13 protein-coding genes and 1 pseudogene are annotated in these 23475 nt (G+C 41.7%); 11 read left to right on the top strand and 3 right to left on the bottom strand.

All coding sequences use genetic code 11. The features are described from left to right. Nucleotides 1-17 precede the first annotated feature (17 nt). The 3 genes from HW279_RS05045 to HW279_RS05055 are packed head-to-tail and all read left to right on the top strand — an operon-like array spanning nt 18 to nt 2268. On the top strand, nt 18-665 hold the full coding sequence (locus tag HW279_RS05045; protein ID WP_178958215.1) for a CBS domain-containing protein: 648 nt from the start codon (nt 18-20) through the stop codon (nt 663-665). Between the two features lie 31 nt (nt 666-696). Beyond that, complete coding sequence (locus HW279_RS05050; RefSeq protein ID WP_178958216.1) at nt 697-1485, top strand: porin family protein; 789 nt, start codon at nt 697-699, stop codon at nt 1483-1485. A gap of 18 nt (nt 1486-1503) precedes the next feature. Next, a complete protein-coding gene (locus tag HW279_RS05055) occupies nt 1504-2268 on the top strand; it encodes a porin family protein (RefSeq protein WP_178958217.1) in 765 nt (254 codons plus the stop codon). Nucleotides 2269-2348: 80 nt separating this feature from the next. Here the strand turns inward: HW279_RS05055 and HW279_RS05060 are convergent, their stop codons facing one another. The 3 genes and pseudogenes from HW279_RS05060 to HW279_RS11070 form a co-directional block, all read right to left on the bottom strand. Then, on the bottom strand, nt 2349-3395 hold the full coding sequence (locus tag HW279_RS05060) for an endonuclease/exonuclease/phosphatase family protein (protein ID WP_178958218.1): 1047 nt from the start codon (nt 3393-3395) through the stop codon (nt 2349-2351). 161 nt (nt 3396-3556) lie between these two features. Beyond that, nucleotides 3557-6279, bottom strand: a pseudogene (locus tag HW279_RS05065) (penicillin-binding protein 1A). 575 nt (nt 6280-6854) lie between these two features. After that, nucleotides 6855-6986, bottom strand: coding sequence for a hypothetical protein (locus HW279_RS11070; protein ID WP_255495775.1), 132 nt, complete (start codon nt 6984-6986; stop codon nt 6855-6857). A 362-nt stretch (nt 6987-7348) separates the two neighbouring features. Here HW279_RS11070 and HW279_RS05070 point away from each other — a divergent pair, with 362 nt between their 5' ends. From HW279_RS05070 to HW279_RS05105, 8 genes are all read left to right on the top strand, one after another. Then, nucleotides 7349-10360 carry a SusC/RagA family TonB-linked outer membrane protein gene (locus HW279_RS05070; RefSeq protein ID WP_178958219.1) on the top strand — a complete coding sequence of 1004 codons (3012 nt, stop codon included), beginning with the start codon at nt 7349-7351 and terminating at the stop codon, nt 10358-10360. Between the two features lie 9 nt (nt 10361-10369). Beyond that, entirely contained in the window at nt 10370-11905 is a 1536-nt protein-coding gene (locus tag HW279_RS05075) for a RagB/SusD family nutrient uptake outer membrane protein (RefSeq protein ID WP_178958220.1), read from the top strand. 71 nt (nt 11906-11976) lie between these two features. After that, on the top strand, nt 11977-12813 hold the full coding sequence (locus HW279_RS05080) for a LamG domain-containing protein (RefSeq protein ID WP_178958221.1): 837 nt from the start codon (nt 11977-11979) through the stop codon (nt 12811-12813). Further along, nucleotides 12803-13582 (top strand): prolyl oligopeptidase family serine peptidase, encoded by a 780-nt coding sequence (locus HW279_RS05085; protein ID WP_178958222.1) that lies wholly within the window; start codon nt 12803-12805, stop codon nt 13580-13582. Before HW279_RS05080 ends, HW279_RS05085 begins: the two co-directional genes overlap by 11 nt. A gap of 7 nt (nt 13583-13589) precedes the next feature. After that, a complete protein-coding gene (locus tag HW279_RS05090) occupies nt 13590-14975 on the top strand; it encodes a glucoamylase family protein (protein ID WP_255495776.1) in 1386 nt (461 codons plus the stop codon). 310 nt (nt 14976-15285) lie between these two features. Then, nucleotides 15286-18090, top strand: coding sequence for a triple tyrosine motif-containing protein (locus HW279_RS05095; protein WP_178958223.1), 2805 nt, complete (start codon nt 15286-15288; stop codon nt 18088-18090). Nucleotides 18091-18897: 807 nt separating this feature from the next. Then, the gene (locus HW279_RS05100; RefSeq protein ID WP_178958224.1) at nt 18898-21912 is read left to right on the top strand and encodes a SusC/RagA family TonB-linked outer membrane protein; all 3015 of its coding nucleotides are present in this window, start codon (nt 18898-18900) and stop codon (nt 21910-21912) included. Between the two features lie 15 nt (nt 21913-21927). Further along, a complete protein-coding gene (locus HW279_RS05105; RefSeq protein WP_178958225.1) occupies nt 21928-23409 on the top strand; it encodes a RagB/SusD family nutrient uptake outer membrane protein in 1482 nt (493 codons plus the stop codon). The last annotated feature ends 66 nt before the right edge of the window (nt 23410-23475 follow it).

Genomic DNA, 23475 nt, shown 5'->3' on the forward strand with positions numbered 1-23475 from the left:
AGATAAGAGCAAAGAATATGACAACACATTTTTTATACATAGAACCTAATACTTCAATAGAGGAAGTAAAGTTGCTTTTTGAGGCGCATTTGCTTTCAGCTTTGCCCGTGTGCGAAGGCAATACTTTTATAGGGGTACTCCGTAAAGAAGCAGTAGATGAGGAAGATAAAGAAACTACAGTAGCCGATTATCAGTATGCGTTAGAACGCTTTTTTGTGCCGCTAACTGCTACGTGGGATACCGTAATAGAAGCTTTCGCTTCCTATCACACCGATATGCTCCCCGTAATAAATGAGACTCAGCAATTTATAGGTTATTACTACTTGGGAGACTTTATACAACAACTCACCAAAACGCCTTTTATACAAGAAGCGGGTCGGATACTCATCTTAGAGAAAAGTGCTCACAATTATTCTTTTACTGAAACTAGTAAGATAGTGGAAGGAAATGGAGGTAAGGTATTAGGGATTTACCTCTCTAATCGCACGGAAGACAACGTGCATATCACACTCAAACTCGCAAGCGAACGATTTTCGGATATACTACAGGACTTCCGTCGTTATGGCTATGGTATCCTTACCGAAAAAGACGACGATCACTACCGCCAAGAACTCAAAGACATCGCTGATTATTTTGAAAAATACTTAGACTTAGGTAACAGATAAGAGGTAAGAATAATCTTTAACTAAATATATTATGAAACGTTTTTTAATCACTGCTATGCTTTTAAGTATTTCGGTATTTAGCTATAGCCAAATAGCCGTAGGGGTGAAAGTTGCTAATCCGTTTGTAGCAGTTAATGTAATGAAACATCAAATTGCAAATACACCTAAGGGGATTAGAAACGGAGGAGGTATTTTTGGTGAGTTTTATATAGGGGCTTTTAATATAGGAGCTTTTATGCGAATGCCTCTAAAAACACATTGGGCACTACAAACCGAAGTGTTGTTCAAGCGTGAAGGGGTTTGGTTTTTTCATCAAGAGGAAACAATAGAAGAACTTCTCTCTGATCGTGGAACATACGAATTTTGGTATGCTGAGGTTCCTATCCTGTTACAATGGGAAGGAAAGCGCACCGTAAGAGGATTTGTACAATTAGGCATTGCGCCTAAGTTCTTAACTTCAGCAAAGTACTCTGCTGTTTTAGAAAAAGACGACCATAATGTTACGAGCTCTTTTAATAGGGTTGTTCTCAATTTAAATGTTGGGGGAGGTGTTTTATGGAACAGAAGAGATTGGGTTTTTACTGCTGATGGAAGACTCGCTACCAACCTTACACCACTTACTTCTGAAAAGAACACCCCTGATATTGATTTCAGTAAGGCGCAAAGCTATTATTTTGCATTTTCTTTAGGGGCAGGCTACAAGCCTTTTAAAAAGAAAGCATTGCCTTTAGAAAGGGCTACTCCCCAAGAAGAGCTCCCAACAATTACTAATGATAGTATTCCTGCTGAGGTGAATACACCACAAGAACAAGAATTTTAACTTTTAACAACATATATTATGAAACGTTTTTTAATCACCATCGTTTTTTTGAGTGTTGCTACACTCGGTTTTTCTCAAACAGCCATAGGAGTAAAACTTAATAATCCTTTGGCAACGGTAAGCGTTATAACTCCTAAAACAGCCAATGAAAGCTATAATATAGAGTACTTTGGGCATTCAGGAGTTTTTAATACAGGCGTATTCTTCCGCCTTCCGCTCAAGACCCATTGGGTATTCTTACCCGAAGTGATGTACAAACGCGAAGCTATTCCTTTTCGCCCCGAAGGTTCTGATTTAAAACTATCCGACCGTCATTTTATTCGTTTTGATTGCTTGGAAGTGCCTATTTTACTACAAATAGAAGGTAAAAAGAAATTTAGGGGCTTTGGACAAATAGGAGTAGCTCCTAAATTCTTACTTTTAGCCTCTTATTCCGAGAAACAATACAGTGAAAAGTATGATATCACCTCACATTTCAATAGTGTTGTGATGAATTTGCATTTAGGAGGAGGTGTGATGTGGGAATTTCCTAAAATCATCCTTACCGTAGATGGTCGTTTTTCTACCAATCTATCGCCTCTCACCAATCAAGAACCTACTCCTTATCTAAACTTTAAAGACGCTCAAAGTTATTACTTTGCCATTTCGGTAGGTGTAGGTTTTAAACTCTCTAAAAACAGACCTTTACAGGAGCAAGAGCCTCCTGCAATTGCACCACAGCCTGAGAGTACAGCACCTGTAGAAGCACCTACTGAGGAGACAACAGAGGTGAAAGAAGAATAGAAAAGTTTGAGAGGCTACCCGAAAATATTTTAAACTCTTCGGGTAGCCTCTCAATTGCTAACATAAATATTCTTATTTCCTTATTTCAGTTCTCTGATAAGGTACATATATACTGGGAAGTGGTCAGAATATCCCCAAGTGTAATTACCATTGCTCATACTGCGGAAAGGATATCCCTTATAGCGCCCTTTGGGGTTAGCCAAATACGAGCGATTGAATATCCCCGTTTTCCAGTAGCGGTAACTACTCTTGTCTTCTTTTAGCAAATCATAAGTAAAGTAGAATTGGTCAAAGAGGTTCCAGCCGTCCTGATAGGCTAACGTTCCCATTCCTTTTTTCAGCATAGCCTCCATAGGGTCAAATAACTCCCCTTGTTTTACATCTTCTTTTTTGTCTTTGGTTTTTAACACATTCTTAAAGCCTGAGTTAATAGGGTCGTCATTAAAGTCACCCATTGCTATCACTTTAGCATTAGGGTCTTTGCTGAGGAGTGAATCTATAATTTTCTTGTTCAAAGCCGCCGCTTTTTCACGACTGGGTCTACTTTTAGCTTCTCCTCCAAAACGCGAAGGCCAGTGGTTTACTATAAAATGAATCATTTCACCGTCCAATTCACCACTTACTAACAGTTGATCGCGAGTGTAAAGAGGCTTCCCGTCATCTTTGGTGAGGTATAAAGGGTGTGGAAATGAAGCAGTAGGTTTAAACACGCTTTTCTTGTAGATGAGAGCTACATCCACCCCACGAGCGTCGGGTGATTCGTAATGTACAATCCCATAATTATATCTCTTCAAATATTCGGTATTGATAAGGTCTCTCACTACCGCTTCGTTTTCTATTTCGGCAAGACCTACTATATCGGGGGCGTGTTTAGTAACATCACTTCCTATTTCCGAAATTACTTTGGCTATCTTGTGTACGTGGTCGTTATACACCTTACTTGTCCAGCGGTCAGCTCCCTCAGGAGTGCGGTCATCATCAAACTTATGAGGGTCATTAATCGTGTCGAAAAGGTTCTCAACGTTGTAAAAAGCAACGGTTCTCACAGCAAACTTCTTTTTTTCTTGTGCGTTTATGTAAGGTGTCATCAAGATGAATGACACCATTAAAAATACTATTCTTTTCATCTATATTAGTTTTAATTTGTTAGTCTTTAGTTATCTCAATATTTTATCGTCTCTCTTAAAATCTTATTCTTCCTCATTTCCTTCATTTGCTAATTTTCTCATTCCCTAATTTCCTCATTCAATTGTCTGTCGTGCTACTTCTATTGCCTGTCGTGCTACGACTAATCGCCTGTCGTGCTACGACTAAAAATCCTATCCAAAAGCCCTTTTTTCTTTTCTTTTCCTTCCTGTGTAGCTGTTTGAGTGCTTGGTGCTGGCGCAGGTGTATTGGCAGGATTTACCACATCGTCTACCGATATATCTTCCTCATCTTCCACATTGTGTAGCTTACCTTTGCGCTCATAAATCCGATAATGCACATCTCCTGCTCTTATGGTATCTTTGGCAGTACTGCTCAAAAGGCGGTCAAAGAAACCTTCGCGTACAGTAGGCTCACATTCAGTTACCTCCGTACGTATCTCTTCGCTTACCTTAAAAGTAGCTCGCGTTAGGTCTTTATACTTGCTGTTGCGGTTCAGTTGCGATACAAATAAGGCAGCAATAGGCAATGCCGAGTTAGCTCCTTGTCCCAAACGCGTACTTTTAAAACCTATCTGCTGGTCGTTACCCACCCACGTAATCATTACAAGGTTGGGGAGCATTCCCGCAAACCAACCGTCTTTATTGTCTTGGGTCGTACCTGTTTTACCCGCAAGGTCATTGGTAAGTCCGTATTGTCCACGCATACGTGATGCGGTACCTTCGTTCACGGTCGAGCGCATCATCTGTATCATTATTTGCGCAGTGCGTTCACTCAGTGCAGGAGCTAAAACCTTAGGTTTGCGTTCCCATATTACTTCTCCTTTTTTGTTCTCTATTCGGGTGATAAAATAAGGCTCTACAGGCACTCCTTTGTTCGCAAAAGCCGTATAAGCCTTAGCTACTTCTATCACCGATAGTTCAGCCGAACCCAATGCTATCGAAGGCACATTCGGTAGGGGAGAAGTGATGCCTAACTGTCGTGTTTTCTTTATCACATTCTTTAGCCCCGCATAAAAGAGCGTTTGTACAGCTATGGTGTTCAACGATTCTCGTAATCCCTTGCATACTGAGTAATATATGTTAGGGTCATCGTCAGTCTTAGAAGCGTTGCGTGGCGACCAATATTCGTAATCAGCATAGGTCAAAGGCAGAGGCGAAAAGTGCGTGCACACAGGCATTCCCATCTCTAAGGCAGTAGCGTATACTATCGGTTTAAAAACTGAGCCCACTTGGCGACGGCTTTGTAGGATATGGTCGTACTTAAAGTAGCGGAAGTCTGCCCCACCCACATAAGTTTTAATTGCCCCTGTTTGAGGCTCTACACTCACAAATCCCGTGTTTAATATGCGTATAAAACGCGACAAACTGTCCAATGTACTATGCCTTTTGATACTGTCTTCGGTATAGAGAGATAAATCCATCGGCTTCTTCTCACTCAGTTTCGCCCATATCTGCGCTTCCGAGAGTTTCTGCTCTTCAAGTTCTTTATAAGCAGGCAACTTCTTCACTTCCTCCTTAAACCAATCACTGTCCAAGTTCCAAGGGGCACGCTTGCCATAGGTCTGTTCAAAATCTTGTTGTAACGATGTCAAATGCTTTTCCACTGCTTTCTCAGCATACTCCTGCATTGTCTTGTCAATGGTAGTATAGATGCGCAATCCATCTTTGTAGATATTATAAGGCGAACCGTCTGGCTTCTTCACGTCTTTCAGCAGTTCAGGTAATAGTAAGCGTATTTGCTCTACAAGATAAGGCGCTACACCCTCTTTTTCAGCCGTAGTTGCCGTAGTTTTAAGAGTGTCTCTGGTATGAACTTTAAAGTCGTCTTCGGTCAGCAAGTTGTTTTTCTTCATCTGTGCCAACACCACATTCCGACGCTCTTCACTGCGCTTGGGTGAGGTACGCGGATTATAGCTATTCGTCGCTTTAAGCGTACCGATAAGCGTAGCCGCTTCATTAAGCGTAAGGTCTCTCGCCGATTTGTCAAAGAATCGTTGCGCCGCACTTTCTATCCCGTAAGTATTATCGCTGAAAGGCACAGTATTGAGGTAAAGCGTCAAGATTTCCTCCTTGCTGTATACCTTTTCTATGCGTCGGGCTATAATCATCTCCTTGATTTTGTGTATAGGCATCGAAAGTTTCCCGTAGCGTTGTCCACGCCCATAAATATTTTTAGCCAACTGCATTGTAACAGTACTTCCCCTCCCGATGAGTCGTCTTGCAAAAGCAGTGATTTAAAGAAAACCCTAAACAAACTCTTCGTGTCTACCCCTCCGTGCAAGTAAAAACGCTCGTCTTCGGTAGCGATAAGTGCGTTGATAAGATAAGGAGGAAAGTCCTTGTATTCTATTTTAGTACGGTCGAAGATATAAAATTTCCCTATCAATTGGTTCTCGTAATCGTAAACAAGACTCGCTTCCGATTGACGCAACTCTTTCAAATCCTCCTCTGAGGGTAACCTGCCAAAAGCCCCAAAGTAAATTAACAAGATGAGCAACAGTATACCTCCTACGCCTATCCCAATCGGTATACTTATCCATTTGAGGTAAAACTGATAGGGTTTAGCCCGCAACCATTGCCAACTGCGGTGGAATATGTTGCCTGTATATACTATCTGTTCCTGTTCCTTTTTCGGAGCGTTTTTTCTATTCTTATACCTTTGGTAAAGTCTAAAAATACCATAAGGGATTATAAGCAAAGCGAAGATAAATACCGCCCAGAGCACTTTTAAGGCATAACGTAGTAATTTATATACCATCGAAGCCAAAGCGATACAGCCTTCTAACAACCGTGATAGCAGGGTAGCAAGCGCAAGACCGCCTTGTGTAAGTAGCTTCTTAAACGATATATTTTTCAGATTCATACTTAGTTTTAATGATGTTTAAAGTACAAAAGTACGATATAATTTTCAATTAACAAAGAATCCCACCGTTTTTCTTACTCCACTTTATAGCAATTTAGGCTCTACTCCCTTAATAAGTTTCTCTCACCGCTTACACCTTTCCTGAGCCTCTCTGAATTTCTTAACCTCTTTTCCATTTGCTAATTTCCAAATTTGCCAATTTGCTAATTCTCTAACCCGCCTATCCTCTTTCCGCCACCTCCCTATTGCCTATGCCCTAAGACCCCACACCTTCCCATTTACTAATTTACTAATTTGCTAATTCCCTAATTATCCCTTCTCCTTTCCGTCGCTACATTCCCCCTCTCCTTAGGAGAAGTCTCCGAATAGGAGAGTATGTGAACGGGGTGAGGATTCTCTTTCTTTCACCTCGAAACCCCATTTTTGGCATTTTTGGCATTGTTGTATTAAGCTATTAATCAATTTTTTACATACCCTTTCTATACCAATCGTCCATCATTCGTTCATCATTCCTATATCCTTTCTATATCCTAACTCCACCCTCATTACACCCTTTTTTTATTAAAAACCCTTCTTCACATCTTTTGGTTTTCTCCGTTTCCTTCCGAATCCTCCAACCCCTCCTCTAAACTGTCCGACTCGTCTGAAAAGTCCGCCTCGCCCATTCCCCTTGGTGGCATTATTAGCATTTCTGGTATTTCTGGCATTATTAGCTTTTACCTCATTTACTCATTCTCTCATTTCCCCATTTCCCTGCCCGTGCGGCTCGCACCTCATTTTCTAATTTTCTCATTTCCCTCGCCTGTGTAACTTACACCGCCTGTCGTGCTACGACCTCGCACCTCATTTTCTAATTCTTTCATTCTCTAATTTGCTAATTTTCCCCGATTTTTCACCCTTTTTTTGCTCTCAGAAAAATCTAACAATCAAAATGTTGTATTTTCTTGTAGTACTTTTGACGTAGTACGTCATTTCGTTAATTTTTCATTGTAGTAGTTTTGACGTAGCTCTTTTTTTGGAGATAAAAGAAACTTTTAGCAATTTTGCGGTGAAAAAAAATCAATAACATATGGAAATAAAGAAAATATTGTTTTTCTTCCTGATGTTTTCTCTAACCGTTACCCTGTACGCTCAACAAATTACCGTACAAGGTACCGTTTATGAAGAAGGGACTAAAAACCCCATTCCAGGAGCAAACGTAATTGTAAAGGGTACTACCCAAGGTACTTCTACCGACTTCGAAGGGCACTATACACTTCCCAATGTGCCCTCCAATGCCGTCTTAGAAGTCAGCTTCGTAGGTATGCAGACCCAAAATGTAAAAGTAGCAGGACGCTCCCGCATTAATGTTACTTTAAGAGAAAATACCCAAGAGCTCAAAGAAGTAGTAGTGATTGGGTATGGAGCCGCTCAAAAACGAGACCTTACAGGCTCTATTGTAAGTCTTAAAACCGATGAATTTGCTGACCGTCCGTCTACCAACCCCTTAGCCTCTATCCAAGGAAAGGTAGCTGGCGTGCAAATCGTTAATACAGGGCGGGCAGGGCAAGACCCCGAAATACGTATCCGCGGTACAAACTCTATCAACGGCTATACACCTCTATACGTAGTCGATGGGCTCTTTACCGATAATATCAACTACCTCAACCCGCAGGATATCGAGTCTATGGAAATCCTCAAAGACCCCTCGTCTCTCGCAATCTTCGGGGTTCGTGGTGCCAATGGGGTGATTATCATTACCACCAAGAAAGCCAAAAAAGGACAAACCATCGTAAACATCAATTCTTCCGTAGGCTTAAAAGTCATCAACGACCGTGTTGCAATGACTGATGCCGAAGGCTTTAAAACTCTTTATGACGAAGAGTTAGCCAATAAAGGTGCCAATCCGTTTGATTATACCCATTGGCAAGCTAATACCGATTGGCAAGATGAAATCTTCCGCCGTGCGTGGGTGTCCAATCATAACGTGAGCGTAGCTAGCTCAGGCGAGAAAGGGCGCTTTTATATGGGGGCAGGCTATACCGATGAAGAGGGCTCTATCAAGCACGAAAAGCTCTCCAAACTCACCCTCAACCTCAGTAGCGATTACAACGTAACCGACTTTTTGCGTTTTGGTTTCCAAGCTAACGGCTCACGTATCCTACCTGCCGATGGACGCGGTGTAGAAGCAGCGCTCAAAGCGGTTCCTATTGCCCCCGTGAAAGATGAAAAAACAGGTTTGTTTTACGATATGCCTAACTTCCAAAATGCACAGGTATACAATCCTATGATACGTATAGAAGAACAAGCTAATAATGCCAAAGCTTCTATTCACCGTTTAACAGGGAACATCTATGGAGAATTGAAGTTCTTGAAAGACTTTACTTTCAAAGCCACTTTCTCCGCCGATTATAACGTGCACGAAGAACGCAGATTCGACCCTCTTACCTATGTGTATAGTCCTTTAACTCGCGATAAAAAACACATAGGAGGACAGTATGAAACCCTTTCACAATCTAAGGCAACCACTTTGCGCACTCAGCAAGATTACATACTTTCGTTTAAAAAGCAATGGGGAAAACACAATCTCAATGCAATGACAGGGCTTACTACTGATTATAAAGAATATTCTAAGTTAAATGGAGCGCGTAGTCAGCATATGGACGATATTATCTTTTCTCCTAACGGCAATACCGATAAATGGTGGCTTTCTTCTTTTGGAGCTAAGAATTCTTCCAATGGTTCTTCACAAAACAGACGCTTCACGATGTCTTACCTTCTTAGAGCTCTTTATAATTACGACAGTCGTTATTTGCTCAACGCTTCTTATCGCCGTGATGGAGCTTCAGTATTTCATCGCTTGGGTAATACGTGGGACAACTTCTACTCCTTTGGTGCAGGTTGGGTACTCAGCGAAGAAGCCTTTATGAAAAACCAAAAAGTAGTAGATTACCTCAAACTAAAAGGTTCTTGGGGCGTTTTGGGTAACCAAAACACAGGAAATGACTATCCTCTTTACCCTAGATTAGTAAGTTCAAGTAGTGCTGTGTTTGGCGACCGTATTATTACAGGCTATGTACCTGCCTATTTAGTACAAAACTTAGGTTGGGAAAAGACCTATGCGTGGGAAGCCGGTGCCGAGTTCCGTTTCTTGGGCAATCGCCTCAGTGTAGAGCCTGTTTACTATCACAAGAAAACCAAAGACCTTATTGTAAATCTGCCTAGCCTTGCAGGTACACAAAACTCTTTGGAGAACCTCGGAGAGATAGAAAATAAAGGGTGGGAGATTTCAGCCTCTTGGCAAGACCAACTCAAAGAAAGCGGATTTAGTTATGGTGTAAGTGCCAATATCACCACTATTGATAACAAAGTGCTTTCATTAGGTCGTAATGCTGAGTATGCCGTTTATAGTGGTCCAAACGACGTAGCGCGTAGCTTAGAAGGTTATCCTATTGGTCATTTTTACGGCTACAAAGTGATTGGTGTATATCAAAACTATCAAGACATTGCCAATTCTCCAGTAAATTCTTTTGGAGCTAAACCTGGTGACCTTAAATTTGCCGACCTCAACGGTGATGGCGTGATAGACACCAAAGACCGTGAGATGATAGGTAATCCTACCCCAGACCTTACCTATGGTTTTAGTCTCAATCTCGGCTACAAAGGCTTTGACCTTTCAGCAGAGTTTATGGGAGCTTATGGCAACGAAATCTATCGCGGTTGGGGCGAAAGTGGTTATGCGACCCTTAACTACCAAGCACACCGCTTGAACCGTTGGCACGGCGAAGGCACTTCTAACTGGGAACCTATTGTAGATAACAGTCGCCCCATCAATCGTATGAACTCTTCATACTATATAGAAGATGGTAGCTTTTTCCGCTTGCGCAACGTGCAGTTAGGCTATAGCTTGCCACAAGACGTATTACAACGTCTAAGAGTACAGAAATTGCGCTTCTATGCTAATATGCAAAACCTCAAAACTTGGCATAAAAACACGGGCTATGTTCCCGAAATAGGAGGTAGTGCCTTATCTTTCGGTATCGATACGGGTACTTATCCTATGCCAATGATTATTACTTACGGTATAAATATCACTTTTTAATTAACAATTATGAAAAAGAATATAAACCATATTATAGCAATAGGATTAATGGTAACAAGCGTTGCCCTCTTCACCCATTGCAACAAGTTCGACCAAGAGCCTCAAGGCGAATGGTATGAAGGAGAACAAAAAGGAGCAGCTGGTACTTATGAAGCCGAAGTATTCGGGATGTATGGTAAAATACGAGCTTCTTCTATCACATCAGGATTGCCAGCTTTGGCGGTGCACAGCTTCCGTAGTGAAGATGCTGAAAAAGGCTCTAACGCAGGAGACTCAGCTGATTCTAAGAATGTAGACGAATTCAATTACGTAGCTACCAATGCTCTTGTATCACAGTATTACGACGGAAACTATGAATTGATTTTCGCAGCCAATACCGTAATTGACAAGATTAATAATGCTGATCAAGCCTCTTTGGCAGAAACAGATAAAGTGAACAGAGGAGAAGCTCATTTCTTCCGTGCTTATGCTTTTTTCAATTTGGTGCGTGCCTTTGGTGAAGTACCTCTTATTAACTTCTCGGTGAAAAGTAGAGATGAAGCCAATAAACCAAAAGCATCAGTAGAAAAAATTTACGCACAAATTGATGCTGACCTCGCTATTGCCGAGCGCGATTTACCACGAATGTGGCCTACTACTTTTGTAGGACGCCTTACTTGGGGAGCTGCTCGTGCCTTGCACGCTCGCACCTATATGATGCGTAGTAATTGGCAAGAAATGTATACTGCTTCTGTAGATGTAATTAACTCAGGATTGTATAATCTAAGTGCCGATTACAATAAGATTTTCCGTGAGACAGGTGAGAATGGACCCGGTTCTATTTTTGAATTGCAATGCACTTTTGATAAGGCATACAAAGCAGAACAAGTAGGAAGTACTTTTGCCCAAGTACAAGGAGTGCGCGGTTCAGGGCAATGGGATTTCGGTTGGGGTTTCAACTGTCCTACTCAATACTTAGCTGATGCTTTTGAAGCAGGTGATCCTCGCAAAGATGAAACTTTGCTTTATTTTGCTAAAAATATAGCAGAAGCCAACGCTATGCAACCTAATACACCCTATGGCGAAAAACCTATTGCTAATAATGATGTAGTGAATAAGTATTACAACAAGAAAGTATATACTGATCCTGCTTTGCGTCGCACCAATAGCAAGTTTGGTTATTGGTTCAATATTCGTCTTATTCGTTATTCAGATGTACTCTTAATGGCTGCCGAAGCAGCTAATGAGCTTGGTAACAGCGTCGAAGCCCTTACCTACTTAGAACAAGTGCGCGCCCGTGCAAGACGGACTAGTAGTACCCCTGTGCTTCCTGCCATTACTACCACTAATCAAAGTGATTTGCGTACGGCTATTCGTCACGAGCGCCGTGTAGAACTGGGTATGGAGTTTGACCGCTTTTATGACTTAGTACGTTGGAATATAGATGTAGAAACTCTTCATAATGCAGGTAAAGCCTCTTATCAAGTAAAACATCGTTTGTTTCCTTTACCACAAACACAGATAGACCGTTCTAATGGAGTACTCGTTCAAAACCCTAATTATTAATTGAGATAACAGGTCTAAACTTAGCCAAAATTTCAAACTTCGGCTAAGTTGAAAATCTAAAATTTACTACAATGAAAAAATATGTATTATATATCAGTTTTATGGTGTGTCTGACAGCCCTTACCAGCTGTTTCCAAGACTTAGACCAAGACCCTGCGTTTGATTATCCCAAGCAACCTCCTATCTTAGACTATGTAAAGCCTAAATTAGCTTTTACTTTTGAAGATAATAGTGAGGATATGAGTGTGTATAAAGCAACTACTCAAGTAGTAGGAAATGCTTCTTATACACAAGGAAAAGTAAAGAAAGCTTATCAAGGAGCTGATAATAGCTATATACTTATCACGCCTCCTACTACTCCACTTAATGGTGGTAAATCGTTGCACGATGTATTGGGTAACTTAGGTAGTTTTTCTATCGCTTTTTGGATGAATGCCGAAAAACCTACTAAGGCAACAGGATTATTTTCTTTAACCAATAACAAAGGCTTTTGGAGTTATATAGACCTATTTATGGAGCCAGGTAATTCAACTCAAACCAATGGACGTTTTAAACTGCATTTGAGCAACGGTACCGAAAATGGTTGGGTAGATAAGGTAATCCCAGAAACATTAGGCAAATGGGTACATTTGGTCTTTCGTTATGATGCTACCACAGGTAAGGTTACTATTTTTCGGAATGGAGCAGAGGTACATTCGCAAGAGTTTAAGACTTTGGGAGGCATAGCGTGCCCCAACTTAGGTACTCTTGTAATAGGAACGCTTCCTTTTCAAACTACTCCTCCGCTCACCACTGGGGCAGGTGCACAAGGATGGGCAGGATTCTACAAAGGTCAGTTAGACCAGTTTTATTTCTTTAATGAACCTATTAATGATGTTCAAATAAAAACATTAGCGAGTGAAAAATAGATATTTAATAATTTTTATCATCTTTCTTTACAGCATCAGTATCAGTGCTCAGAATGAGGCGTATACCAAAGGCGTATATGTGGATAAGCAAAAGAACAGTATGCCTTACCGCTTTCTTCAACCTAAAAAAATGGAGAAAGGCAAGAAATACCCTTTGGTGCTCTTCTTGCACGGAGCAGGCGAAAGAGGGAACGATAATGAGAGTCAGTTGCGCAATGGGGGCACAGTGTTTAGCAATCCTGCGAACCGAGATAAGTACCCTTGCTTTGTGCTCTTTCCGCAGTGCCCTGAGGGTGCATACTGGTCGCTTGAAAAGCGTCCTGAAAAAGGTTATAAAAGCGGTAATCCTTTACCAAAGGACACTCCCATTACCAGTTATTTGCGGTTGGTGAAGGAACTTTTAGACGAGACTTTGTCTACATATCCTATCGACCCTAAACGAGTGTACATTATGGGCATTTCGATGGGGGCGATTGCTACTTTGGATATGGTATATCGCTTCCCCGATACCTTTGCCAAAGCTGTTTCTATATGTGGGGCGACTAATATAGAGCGTATGTGTGAGTTCAAAGGGAAGACAAAATTCCGTTTCTATCACGGTGATATTGACGATGTGATACCGGTGACTTACTCGCGCGAAGCCTATGAGGCATTGAAAAACTCTGGCAAGAAAGTAGAATACATAGAGTTCTACGGAGCTAATCACAACGCTTGGCATCCCGCTTTCAACACTCCAGACTTTTTGCAATGGACTTTTAAAAAGAAATAATATACTTATGAACAAAAACAAACTTTTCACGATTCACTTTTCACTTTTAGCTTTCCTTCTGCTCTTCGTTTCTTGTGGTTGTAGTAAGGACAATAAAAAGGTGGTAGAAAAACCTACTCCTCAGCCGCCTACCGAAAAGAACCGTCCAATGGAATTTACTTCCGACGATGCTTTCTTAGATTATATCCAGCGTGCGCATCTCAACTATATGTGGGAGGGAGCAGAGCCTAATTCGGGTTTAGCCCCTGAGCGCATTCATATAGATGTCCCTTCCGATGATGCTCATATCGTCACTACGGGAGGTTCGGGCTTTGGGATTGCAGGGCTATTGGTGGGTGTAGAGCGCGGTTTTATCCCTCGTGCACAAGCGGTAGAAAGATTTACTAAAATCGTAACTTTCTTAGAGAAAGCCGACCGTTATCACGGTGTATGGTCGCACTGGATAGACGGGCGTACGGGTAAAACCAAGCCTTTTGGGCAGAAAGACAACGGGGGTGACCTTGTGGAAAGCGCTTTCTTGATGCAAGGATTGCTTTGTGTACGTCAGTATTTCAAAGACGGGAACGATACCGAAAAAGCCTTAGCTTCTCGCATTGATAAATTATGGCGTGAAATGGAATGGGATTGGTACTTAAACGGACAAGATGTGCTCTATTGGCATTGGAGTCCTGATTATGCTTGGCAGATGAATTTTCCTCTGAAAGGTTATAACGAGTGCCTAATTACCTATATTTTGGCAGCTTCTTCGCCAACCCACACCATTCCTGCTTCGGCTTATCACAACGGTTGGGCACGCGGAGGAGCTATTAAAAGCACTCAGGTAACTTACAATTTGCCACTTATTCTCAAACACAACTTCGCAGAACAATACGGAGGTCCCCTATTTTGGGCGCATTATTCGTACATAGGGTTGAACCCCAAAGGGCTCAGTGATGATTACGCCAATTACTGGGATTTGAATCGCAATCACACCCTTATCAACTACAAATATTGCCTAGAAAACCCCAAAGGTTATAAAGGTTATGGGGCGAACTGCTGGGGACTTACCGCCAGTTATTCAGTAAAAGGATATTCAGCCCACAGCCCCAGTAACGATTTAGGGGTGATAGTGCCTACTGCTGCCCTTTCCAGCTTCCCTTATACGCCTCAAGAATCTATGGCTGCGCTCAAGCATTTCTATTACGATTTGGGCGATACTATTTGGGGTAAATACGGCTTTTATGACGCTTTCAGCCAGCAAGCGGTATGGTATCCTAAGCGTTATTTGGCTATCGACCAGCTCACTATTGCCCCGATGATAGAAAACCACCGCACGGGTCTCATTTGGAAACTGTTTATGAGTTGCCCCGAAGTGCAGGAGGGATTAAAGAAGCTGAATTTTAAGGTGCAGTAAAAAAGATAAAAGATAAAGCCTAACATTATCTTATATCTAACCTAACCAGAAGTTTATTACTAACAGTGTTTTGAAAATTAGGTTTTAACAAAAGGCGATGTGTGAACATCGCCCTTTGTTTGATTAATGACTAAAAATAAAGAACACCAATTTTAATACAATAATACCAAAAATGCCAATAATACCAAATCAGAGACGAATGATGAGGGAGAAATATGCGAAAAGAGACTCTCATTGAAAATAGAGGATGTTTTTTGGAATATTCAAAATAAAATAGTTATCTTTGCCAGCAACTAAACTTTAATACCTTATGCGTATGCGTGTTTTTCTGTGTGTTTTGATGGGATGGTTTGTAGGGACGATACACGCTCAGTTATTCCCACCTATCTATAACTACGCTCCTTCGGTATACTCGGGTGAGAGTCAGAATTGGAAAATATGTCAAGCGATAAATCAAAAGATATATTTTGCTAACAATATAGGTCTATTGGAGTTCAATGGGGTGGTATGGCAACATTACCCCTTGCCCAATGGGGCGATAGTGCGCGCCGTAAACGCCAAAGGTAACACTATCTATACGGGAGGTTTTGCTGAATTTGGTTATTGGCAAGCAGATGCTTTCAACCGTTTGCAATATACTTCACTAAGTAAACGCTTGCCACCTAAGGATATAGAAGATGAAGAGGTATGGAAAATTGTTTTTTTTGACCATTGGGTGCTCTTCCAGTCGTTGCACAAACTTTATATTTACGACTCTCAGCACGACCGCTTTCACATTGTGCATTCGCAAAACAACTTACCCAAAATCTTCAAAGTGGGCGAGCATATCTTCTTTCAAAAGATGAATGAGGGGCTTTTTGCTCTTGTGAATGGTAAAGAGGAGTTGCGTTCGGAAGCGTCTCTTTTCCGCGAGCATATTGTTATTAATATCTTCCCATATAAAGGTAAGTTTCTATTTGTTACCCAAGACAAAGGCATTTACGAAGGAACACCTGCTGAGGTGAGACCTTGGCAAGTGAGTACTGGAGCGCTTACTTCTTCTTTAAATATCTACAGTTGCGAACAACTCTCTGACGGTTCTATCTTGCTGGGGACGATTGCCAATGGTGTATACCGATTATCGCCAGAAGGACAACTGTGGGAGCACCTTCATCAGAAGCAAGGCTTGCAAAACAACACGGTGCTTTCTATCTTCGAGGACAAAGAACACAATGTGTGGTTAGGCTTAGACAACGGCATTAGTATGGTGAATTTCTTTTCGCCTTTCCGCCAGTATAAAGATAACGAAGGAGTGTTAGGAGCCGTTTATACGTCTATTGTTTACCAAGGTGATTTGTATTTGGGTACCAATCAGGGGCTTTTTTATGCGCCTTTTCCTTTGAAAGCAGGTCAGCCATTTCAGTTGGTTGAAGGTACTAAAGGGCAAGTGTGGCAACTGAAAGAACTACAAGGCACTTTGTTTTGTGGGCACAATTCAGGTACGTTTGTGATAAACAACCATCGTGCACAGTTGGTGTGTAATCTTTTGGGTACTTGGGATATTAAACCTGTGGAAGGACATCCTAATTGGCTCTTGCAAGGCAATTATGAAGGTTTATATCTTTTGGAACTGAAAGAAGGGCGTTGGCAATACCGCAATAAGATAACAGGATTCAACGTATCGAGTAGGTTTTTTGAGTTTATTTCGCCTACTGAACTATTGGTAAGTCACGAGTACAAAGGCGTGTTCCGGTTGCAACTCTCCCCTGATTTTACCAGAGTACTCCAAGTGCACAAAGAGGCTTCTGCTCCAATGGGGCGCAAGTCGGCGATTGCTAAATACCGCAATGAGATTTGGTATTTCACCGAAAAAGGCTTGTTTAAATATGATATTACCGCACGTAAGTTTGTGCAAGATGGAAGCCTTACCCATCGGCTATTCGACCAAGATGCCTACTTATCGGGCACTATGTTACGGGGTAAAGAGGACGGATTGTGGTTTTTTACCCAATACAATATAGTGAAGGTGAGTCAGGGTAAGTTAGACAAGGCACTTCAGCTGAAAAAGATGCCTCTCTCGGCTGCTTTTCGCAAGGATTTGGTAGGGTTTGAGAACCTCAATGAGTACCGAGAAGGTGATTGCCTTTTAGGTACGAGCACCGGCTTTATGGATTTTGCGTTTAATCCGTCGCACCATACCGCTTATGAGGTGCATATAGACCATATAGACAAAAGCAAAGTGGAAGGCGTATGGCAACCTATTGCTCTTAATAGTACTGATAACCGCTGGGCACACAACCAAAACAATCTGCGTTTTAGCTATAGTGTGCCTGCCTATAATGTGATGTTTCAAACTGTATATCAATATAAATTGGAAGGACTTTACGAGCATTGGAGCGACTGGAGCAAGGAGGCAAGTGTGCAGTTTGATAATCTGCCGGCGGGTGATTATACCTTTTTGGTAAGAGCCAGAGTGGGAAATGCTGTTTCGACCAATACGGCTACTTTTCACTTTGTAATTGAAAAACCTTGGTATGCCACTAATGTAATGATAGCTACCTATATAGGACTCTTACTGCTTTTGCTTTTTATAATTCACCGAGTGTATAGAGTTCATTACAAGCGTCATAAGAAGAAGGTAGAACAAGAAAAAGAGAAAGAACTCGCCCTATTGCAATTGGAAAATGACCGCACGGTAATGAAACTCCAAAACGATAAGCTCCATAGTGAAGTGGAGAGCAAGAACCGCGAGCTGGCGGTGACTACGATGAACATCGTGCGCAAGAATGAACTGCTGATGAGCATCAAAGAGGCTCTTTTGAATAGTGGCAATAGCAAAGAAGTGTTACACATTGTGGAAGATAACATCAACAGCGAAGGTGACTGGGAGCATTTTCAAGAAATCTTTAATCAAACTGACCGTGACTTCCTTAATCGGCTTAAATCACTTCACCCTGACCTTACTCCTAATGACATTAAACTGTGCATTTACCTGCGTTTGAACCTTTCGAGTAAAGAAATTGCTCCACTACTGAACATTTCTACGCAAAGTATAGAGATAAAGCGCTACCGCTTGCGCAAAAAGATGCGTTTAGCGCGCAATCAGAACCTTACTGACTATATTCTAAAGCTCTAAATTAATGATTAATGGTTAATGATTAGTGGTGCGAGCTACACAGGCAGATGTGAGATGTACGAGTGAGTAGAAAACATAAATTGATTTTCTTAAAAAAATATATACATTACCTATACAACACCTCTTTTTAAGAGGTGTTTTTTATTTGTTGTTACCTTTACATATCTTTTTTGCATATAAGTTTAAATGTAAGATTTACAATGGTTTGTTTTGTAATTCTCGTTAATAGCAACTATACATTCACATTAAAAATACTCCTTGTATATTTTTTGTATAGGTAAAATATTTTGTGTGTTGAATAATTGCGTTTATCTTTGTTGCGTGATTGAAAGAGAAATAAAGGAAAGAGAAAGTAATACTGAGTTAATGCCAGAAATGCCAATAATACTGATTGAAAAGTATAAATTTAGAGATAGTAGGAAAAAGCAACTGAAAAAGGTGATTTGTTGTTTTGAAATTAAGGCTGTAATTTATCCTTTTTGAGATAAAACTTATCAAAAGTTACCACGGGGAATGGAAGAACGAAAGCGTACGAAAATTATTCTTAACTTTATCCAAAAAAAGAGAGGGATTTTTACTAGATGAATGATGGACTTAGCTTATAGAGAGCTTATAGGAAGCTTATACGAATCTTGGACGATTGGTATAGAAAGGGTATATAAATAGTTGATTAATAATACAATACAACAATGCCGGTAATATCAGTAATAGGTAGTGAGGCGAAAGTAAAGGAAAGAAAAGAGCAAGTTATAAACAAGTTAAACCTAATATAATACATTAACATACCATTTAAAAAGAGCAATTCAGATGAAAGTATTTATTTTACCAATGTTGCTATTTTTATGTACGAGTTTGGCAGTGGCACAAACTTATAACATAAAAGGAAATGTGAAAGAAGCTCCTAACAGTCCGATGATGGGGGTTTCGGTGGTTGTAAAAGGCACTACCCACGGCGTCTCTACCGATTTCGAGGGGAATTTTGCCTTAGACAATGTGAAGAGAGGTCAGGTTCTGGTGTTTTCGTATGTGGGTTACATCACTCAAGAAATCACTGTGAACAATGGCAATGCGCTGAACGTTACCTTGAAAGAAGATACCCAAACCCTCGGTGAAGTGGTAGTTATCGGGTATGGCACTCAAAAGGTAAAAGACGTAACAGGTTCGGTATCAGTAGTAGATGCTAAAACCATTACCGAACTAAAGCCTGTGGATGCGGCTACTGCCCTACAAGGTACTACCTCAGGGGTGAGCGTAAACAAGGCTTCGGGCTCACCTGGAGGGAAGATAAACATTCTCATTCGCGGAGTGAGCTCCAATGGTAGCAACGAGCCTTTGGTAATTATCGACGGTTACGAAGGGGCACTGAACAGTATCAACCCCGAGGATATTGAGAGTCTTACTGTATTGAAAGACGCTCAAGCGGCTATCTACGGTATTAAAGGGGCGAATGGGGTAGTACTCGTAACTACTAAGGGTGGACGCAAAAACACACCTTTGGAAGTAAAAATTAGCTCATACAGTGGTATCCAGCAAACTACCAAAAAGTTGGATTATATGAACGCTACCGAGTATGCTGCCTTGCTCAACGAGAGTTATGCTGCCAACGGACAGGCGTTGCCTTTTGGCAATTTAGCTTCTTTAGGCAAAGGCATCGATTGGCAAGACGAGGTGTTTAAGAATTCTGTTATTTCAGATATGACAGCTAGTATCTCGGGTGGAGGTGAGAAATTTAGTTATTACTTAGGGGCATCACATCTTACCCAAGACGGTATTGTAGCCCCCGAAAAATCCAACTTTAAACGCAACAACGTGAAAGTGAGTTTGGGTGCCGATATTTCACCAAAACTTAAGATGAACTTCACTGCCAATTATTACAACAACAAGCGCAAAACCATTGAGGAAAACGGCTTGGGAGCAGTGCTTTTCAACGCTTTGAACTTCTCGCCTACTTACGGTTTGCACGATGAGGATTTAACGGGCTTTTTGGGCAATGAGGTGATTAACCCTTTGGCACAAATAGACAATACTTATAATCAGTACGATGGTAATGGATTGGAGGGGAATTTCCAGTTGAGCTATAATCTTATAGAAGGCTTAGACCTCACTTCGCGTATCGGGTTTAAGACTTATAGTGATGAGAAGAAAGATTTTCAACCTCTGAGCTTCTTTGGTACGGGCAAAATCTTTAACCGCAGTCGCAGTACGGTAACTCAGGAAAAGAACGAAACGCACGCCTATACGTGGGAGACTTTTGCTACTTATAACAAAACTTTCTGGAAAAACCACAACACTTCACTCACTGTGGGAACCAGTGCGCAACGGAACTGGGGCAGTGGACTCAGCGCTACGGGTTACGATGTGCCTAATAACTCTTGGGATTTTGCCGATATAGGGCTTACTACAGGTACGAACAACAGCAAAACTGATAACTCGTATATGAACGATTCGCGTCTTACCTCTTTCTTTGGTAGATTGCAATACGATTATAAGAGCAAATACTTGCTATCGGCGATGCTTAGGCGTGATGCTTCTTCAGACTTCCCGAAAGACAACCGCGCCGACTTGTTTTCATCAGTAACAGCAGGTTGGAAAGTATCCGATGAAGGCTTCTTGAAAGACAGCAAATGGATAGACTTCCTCAAATTGCGCGGTAGCTATGGTACGCTAGGTAACAATGCCGGTAAAAACCTTTATAAGGCTATTTTGAACGGGGAAGCTGTGTACGTGTTCAACGGACAGATAGTGCGTGGAAAAGCTGTAGGCAAATTGCCCAACCCAAGTGCCAAATGGGAAGTAGCTGAAAAGTTAGACGTTGGTTTTGATTTCAATACCTTGAAGAACCGTTTGTCGTTAGTATTTGATTACTTTATAGAAAACCGCAACGATTTGCTCATTTCTAATTTCCCTGTCTCAGGTATTATAGGAACGGCTGCACCAGGAGCATCAAACCCCACCGTGAACGCTGGTAATACTCAAAATAACGGTTTTGAGGTGGCGTTAGGTTATAGAAGTGATGTAACCAAACCTTTTTCTTGGGGCTTTAACTACAACATTACCCGTTTAGACGGCAAAGTGGTATCAATCAATGGCGATGTGATTCCTGAAGGAGGAGCGTTCAGTGTGGGTCAGTTAGCGCCTGCACGTATGGAAGTGGGTCAACCTATTGGTTACTTCTACGGTTTGCAAGCCGATGGTATCTTCCAAAACCAAGCTGAGGTAGATGCACACCCTTCACAACTTGCCTTAGGGGCTCCTGCCAAACCTGGCGATATCAGGTATAAAGATGTGAATGGCGACGGAGTAATCGATTTTAAAGACCGTACTTATTTGGGTAAGCCTACCGCCACTTACTATATGGGCTTGAACCTCAATGCTAAGTATAAAAACTTTGATTTCTCGACCTATATGTATGCCGAGCTCGATAAAGAGATGGTGCGCAACTACGAGCGTTCACAACCTAACGTAAACCGTCAGCGTTTATATCTTGACCGTTGGCGTGGTGAGGGTACTAGCAACAGCACACCTCGTGTAACTACGGGAGCAACTACTAATAATCTGTTCTCAAGTTTCTTTGTAGAAGACGCCTCATTCTTGCGCGTTCAGAACATACAGTTAGGCTATTCTATCCCTACATCGGTATTAGAGAGTGTGAAGATGAAGAGCTTCCGTGTGTACTTTTCAGTAAACAACGCCTTTACGTTTACTAAGTACAAAGGTTATGACCCCTCAGCGACCTCTGGCGATGCCATTGGTGGAGGTATCGATTACGGCTTCTACCCACAAGCTCGTCAGTTTATCTTAGGATTTAATACATCATTCTAAAACCCATACAAACAAATGAAAACGATACATAACATACAGAAATGGACTATAGGGCTAATGCTCCTCGCTTTTGCCCTTGCTTGTTCCGACGATTTTCTCGACAAGACTAAACAGTACGAGATAAATTCCGAAAGTTACTTCAATTCTAAAGAAGACTACCAAAATGCGCTGATTGCAGCTTACAATTTGTTACATTCTACGTATATAAATGTGCTTATGGGCGAAATTGCCTCCGATAATACCCTTTGCGGAGGGGAAGGAGCATCAGACGTAATAGGCTTTCAGCAAATAGACCAGATGATTCATACTCCTGTCAATGCACAGCTCAAAGACTTGTGGGACTGGATGTTTGCCGGTGTAAACCGCTCGGCTTATATCTTGGAATTCCAAAACAAAACAGCCTTTGAGGGCAAAGAGGTGATCATTGCCGAAACACATTTCCTTCACGCTTATTACAATTTTGAACTCGTGAAATGGTTCGGAGCAATTCCACTCAAAGAAAACAAACGCTTTGAACGTGGCGACGAACAAAAAATACCTCGTTCCCCTGTGAGTGAGGTCTATGCTTCTATTGAGAAAGACCTTTTGGCTGCCATTCCTCACTTGCCTACAACACCACCCGACGGACAAGTAGGGCGTGCTACCAAAGGCGCCGCTCAAGCGCTACTCGGCAAGGTGTATTTATACCAAAACAAATTTGCCGAAGCTGCTCAAGTATTAGAAACCGTGATACACAGCAATACCTATTCACTTGTAACCGACTATGCGTCTATCTTTGAAAAAGAAGGTGAAAACGGGGCTGAATCGGTATTCGAGATACAATACACCGATGCTGAAGGTGCGAGCTTCGACTGTTTGCAATGTAGCAAAGGGAATGTAGCGGTAGGGTTTAACAGTATCCGCAACTACAACGGCCCTGTGTTCGATTCTGGCTATAGTTTTAACGTGCCTGTGCAAGAGGCAGTCGATGCTTTTGAAGCAGGCGACCTCCGCAAAGATGTAGCTATCTTGGATATCGTAGCGTGGGCAGCAGCGAACAACGCTACTTATGCCGAAGGTTACAAACATACAGGCTATTTCAATAGAAAATACATCGCTCGCAAAGGTGACCTCAATAGCCCCGACCCCAACCTTACCAACCCTAATAACTATCGTGCTATTCGCTATGCCGATGTGCTCTTAATGGCTGCCGAAGCACTCAACCGTGGTAATATCAGCGATGAACGTGCTCGCGATTACCTCAACCAAGTGCGCAAACGTGCCTTTGGCGATGAAAATCACAATATTACGGTGTCAGGCACTGCCCTTACCGAAGCAATATGGAAAGAACGCCGTGTAGAGTTCTTAGGCGAAGGCTTGCGCTTTTTCGACTTAGTCCGCACGGGTAAAGGTACCGAAATACAAGGCTTTACTACTAATAAAAACGAAGTCTTCCCCATACCCCACGAAGAAATACGCTTTGCTAATGGCAATTGGCAACAAAACCAAGGATATTAATGACGATTTACGAATGACAAATTACGAAGTAAGTCTCTTTTGCAGCTTGTCCCCCCTCGGGGGTTC

It is taken from the genome of Capnocytophaga sp. oral taxon 903, from assembly GCF_013394785.1.
Classification (GTDB): Bacteria; Bacteroidota; Bacteroidia; order Flavobacteriales; family Flavobacteriaceae; genus Capnocytophaga; species Capnocytophaga ochracea.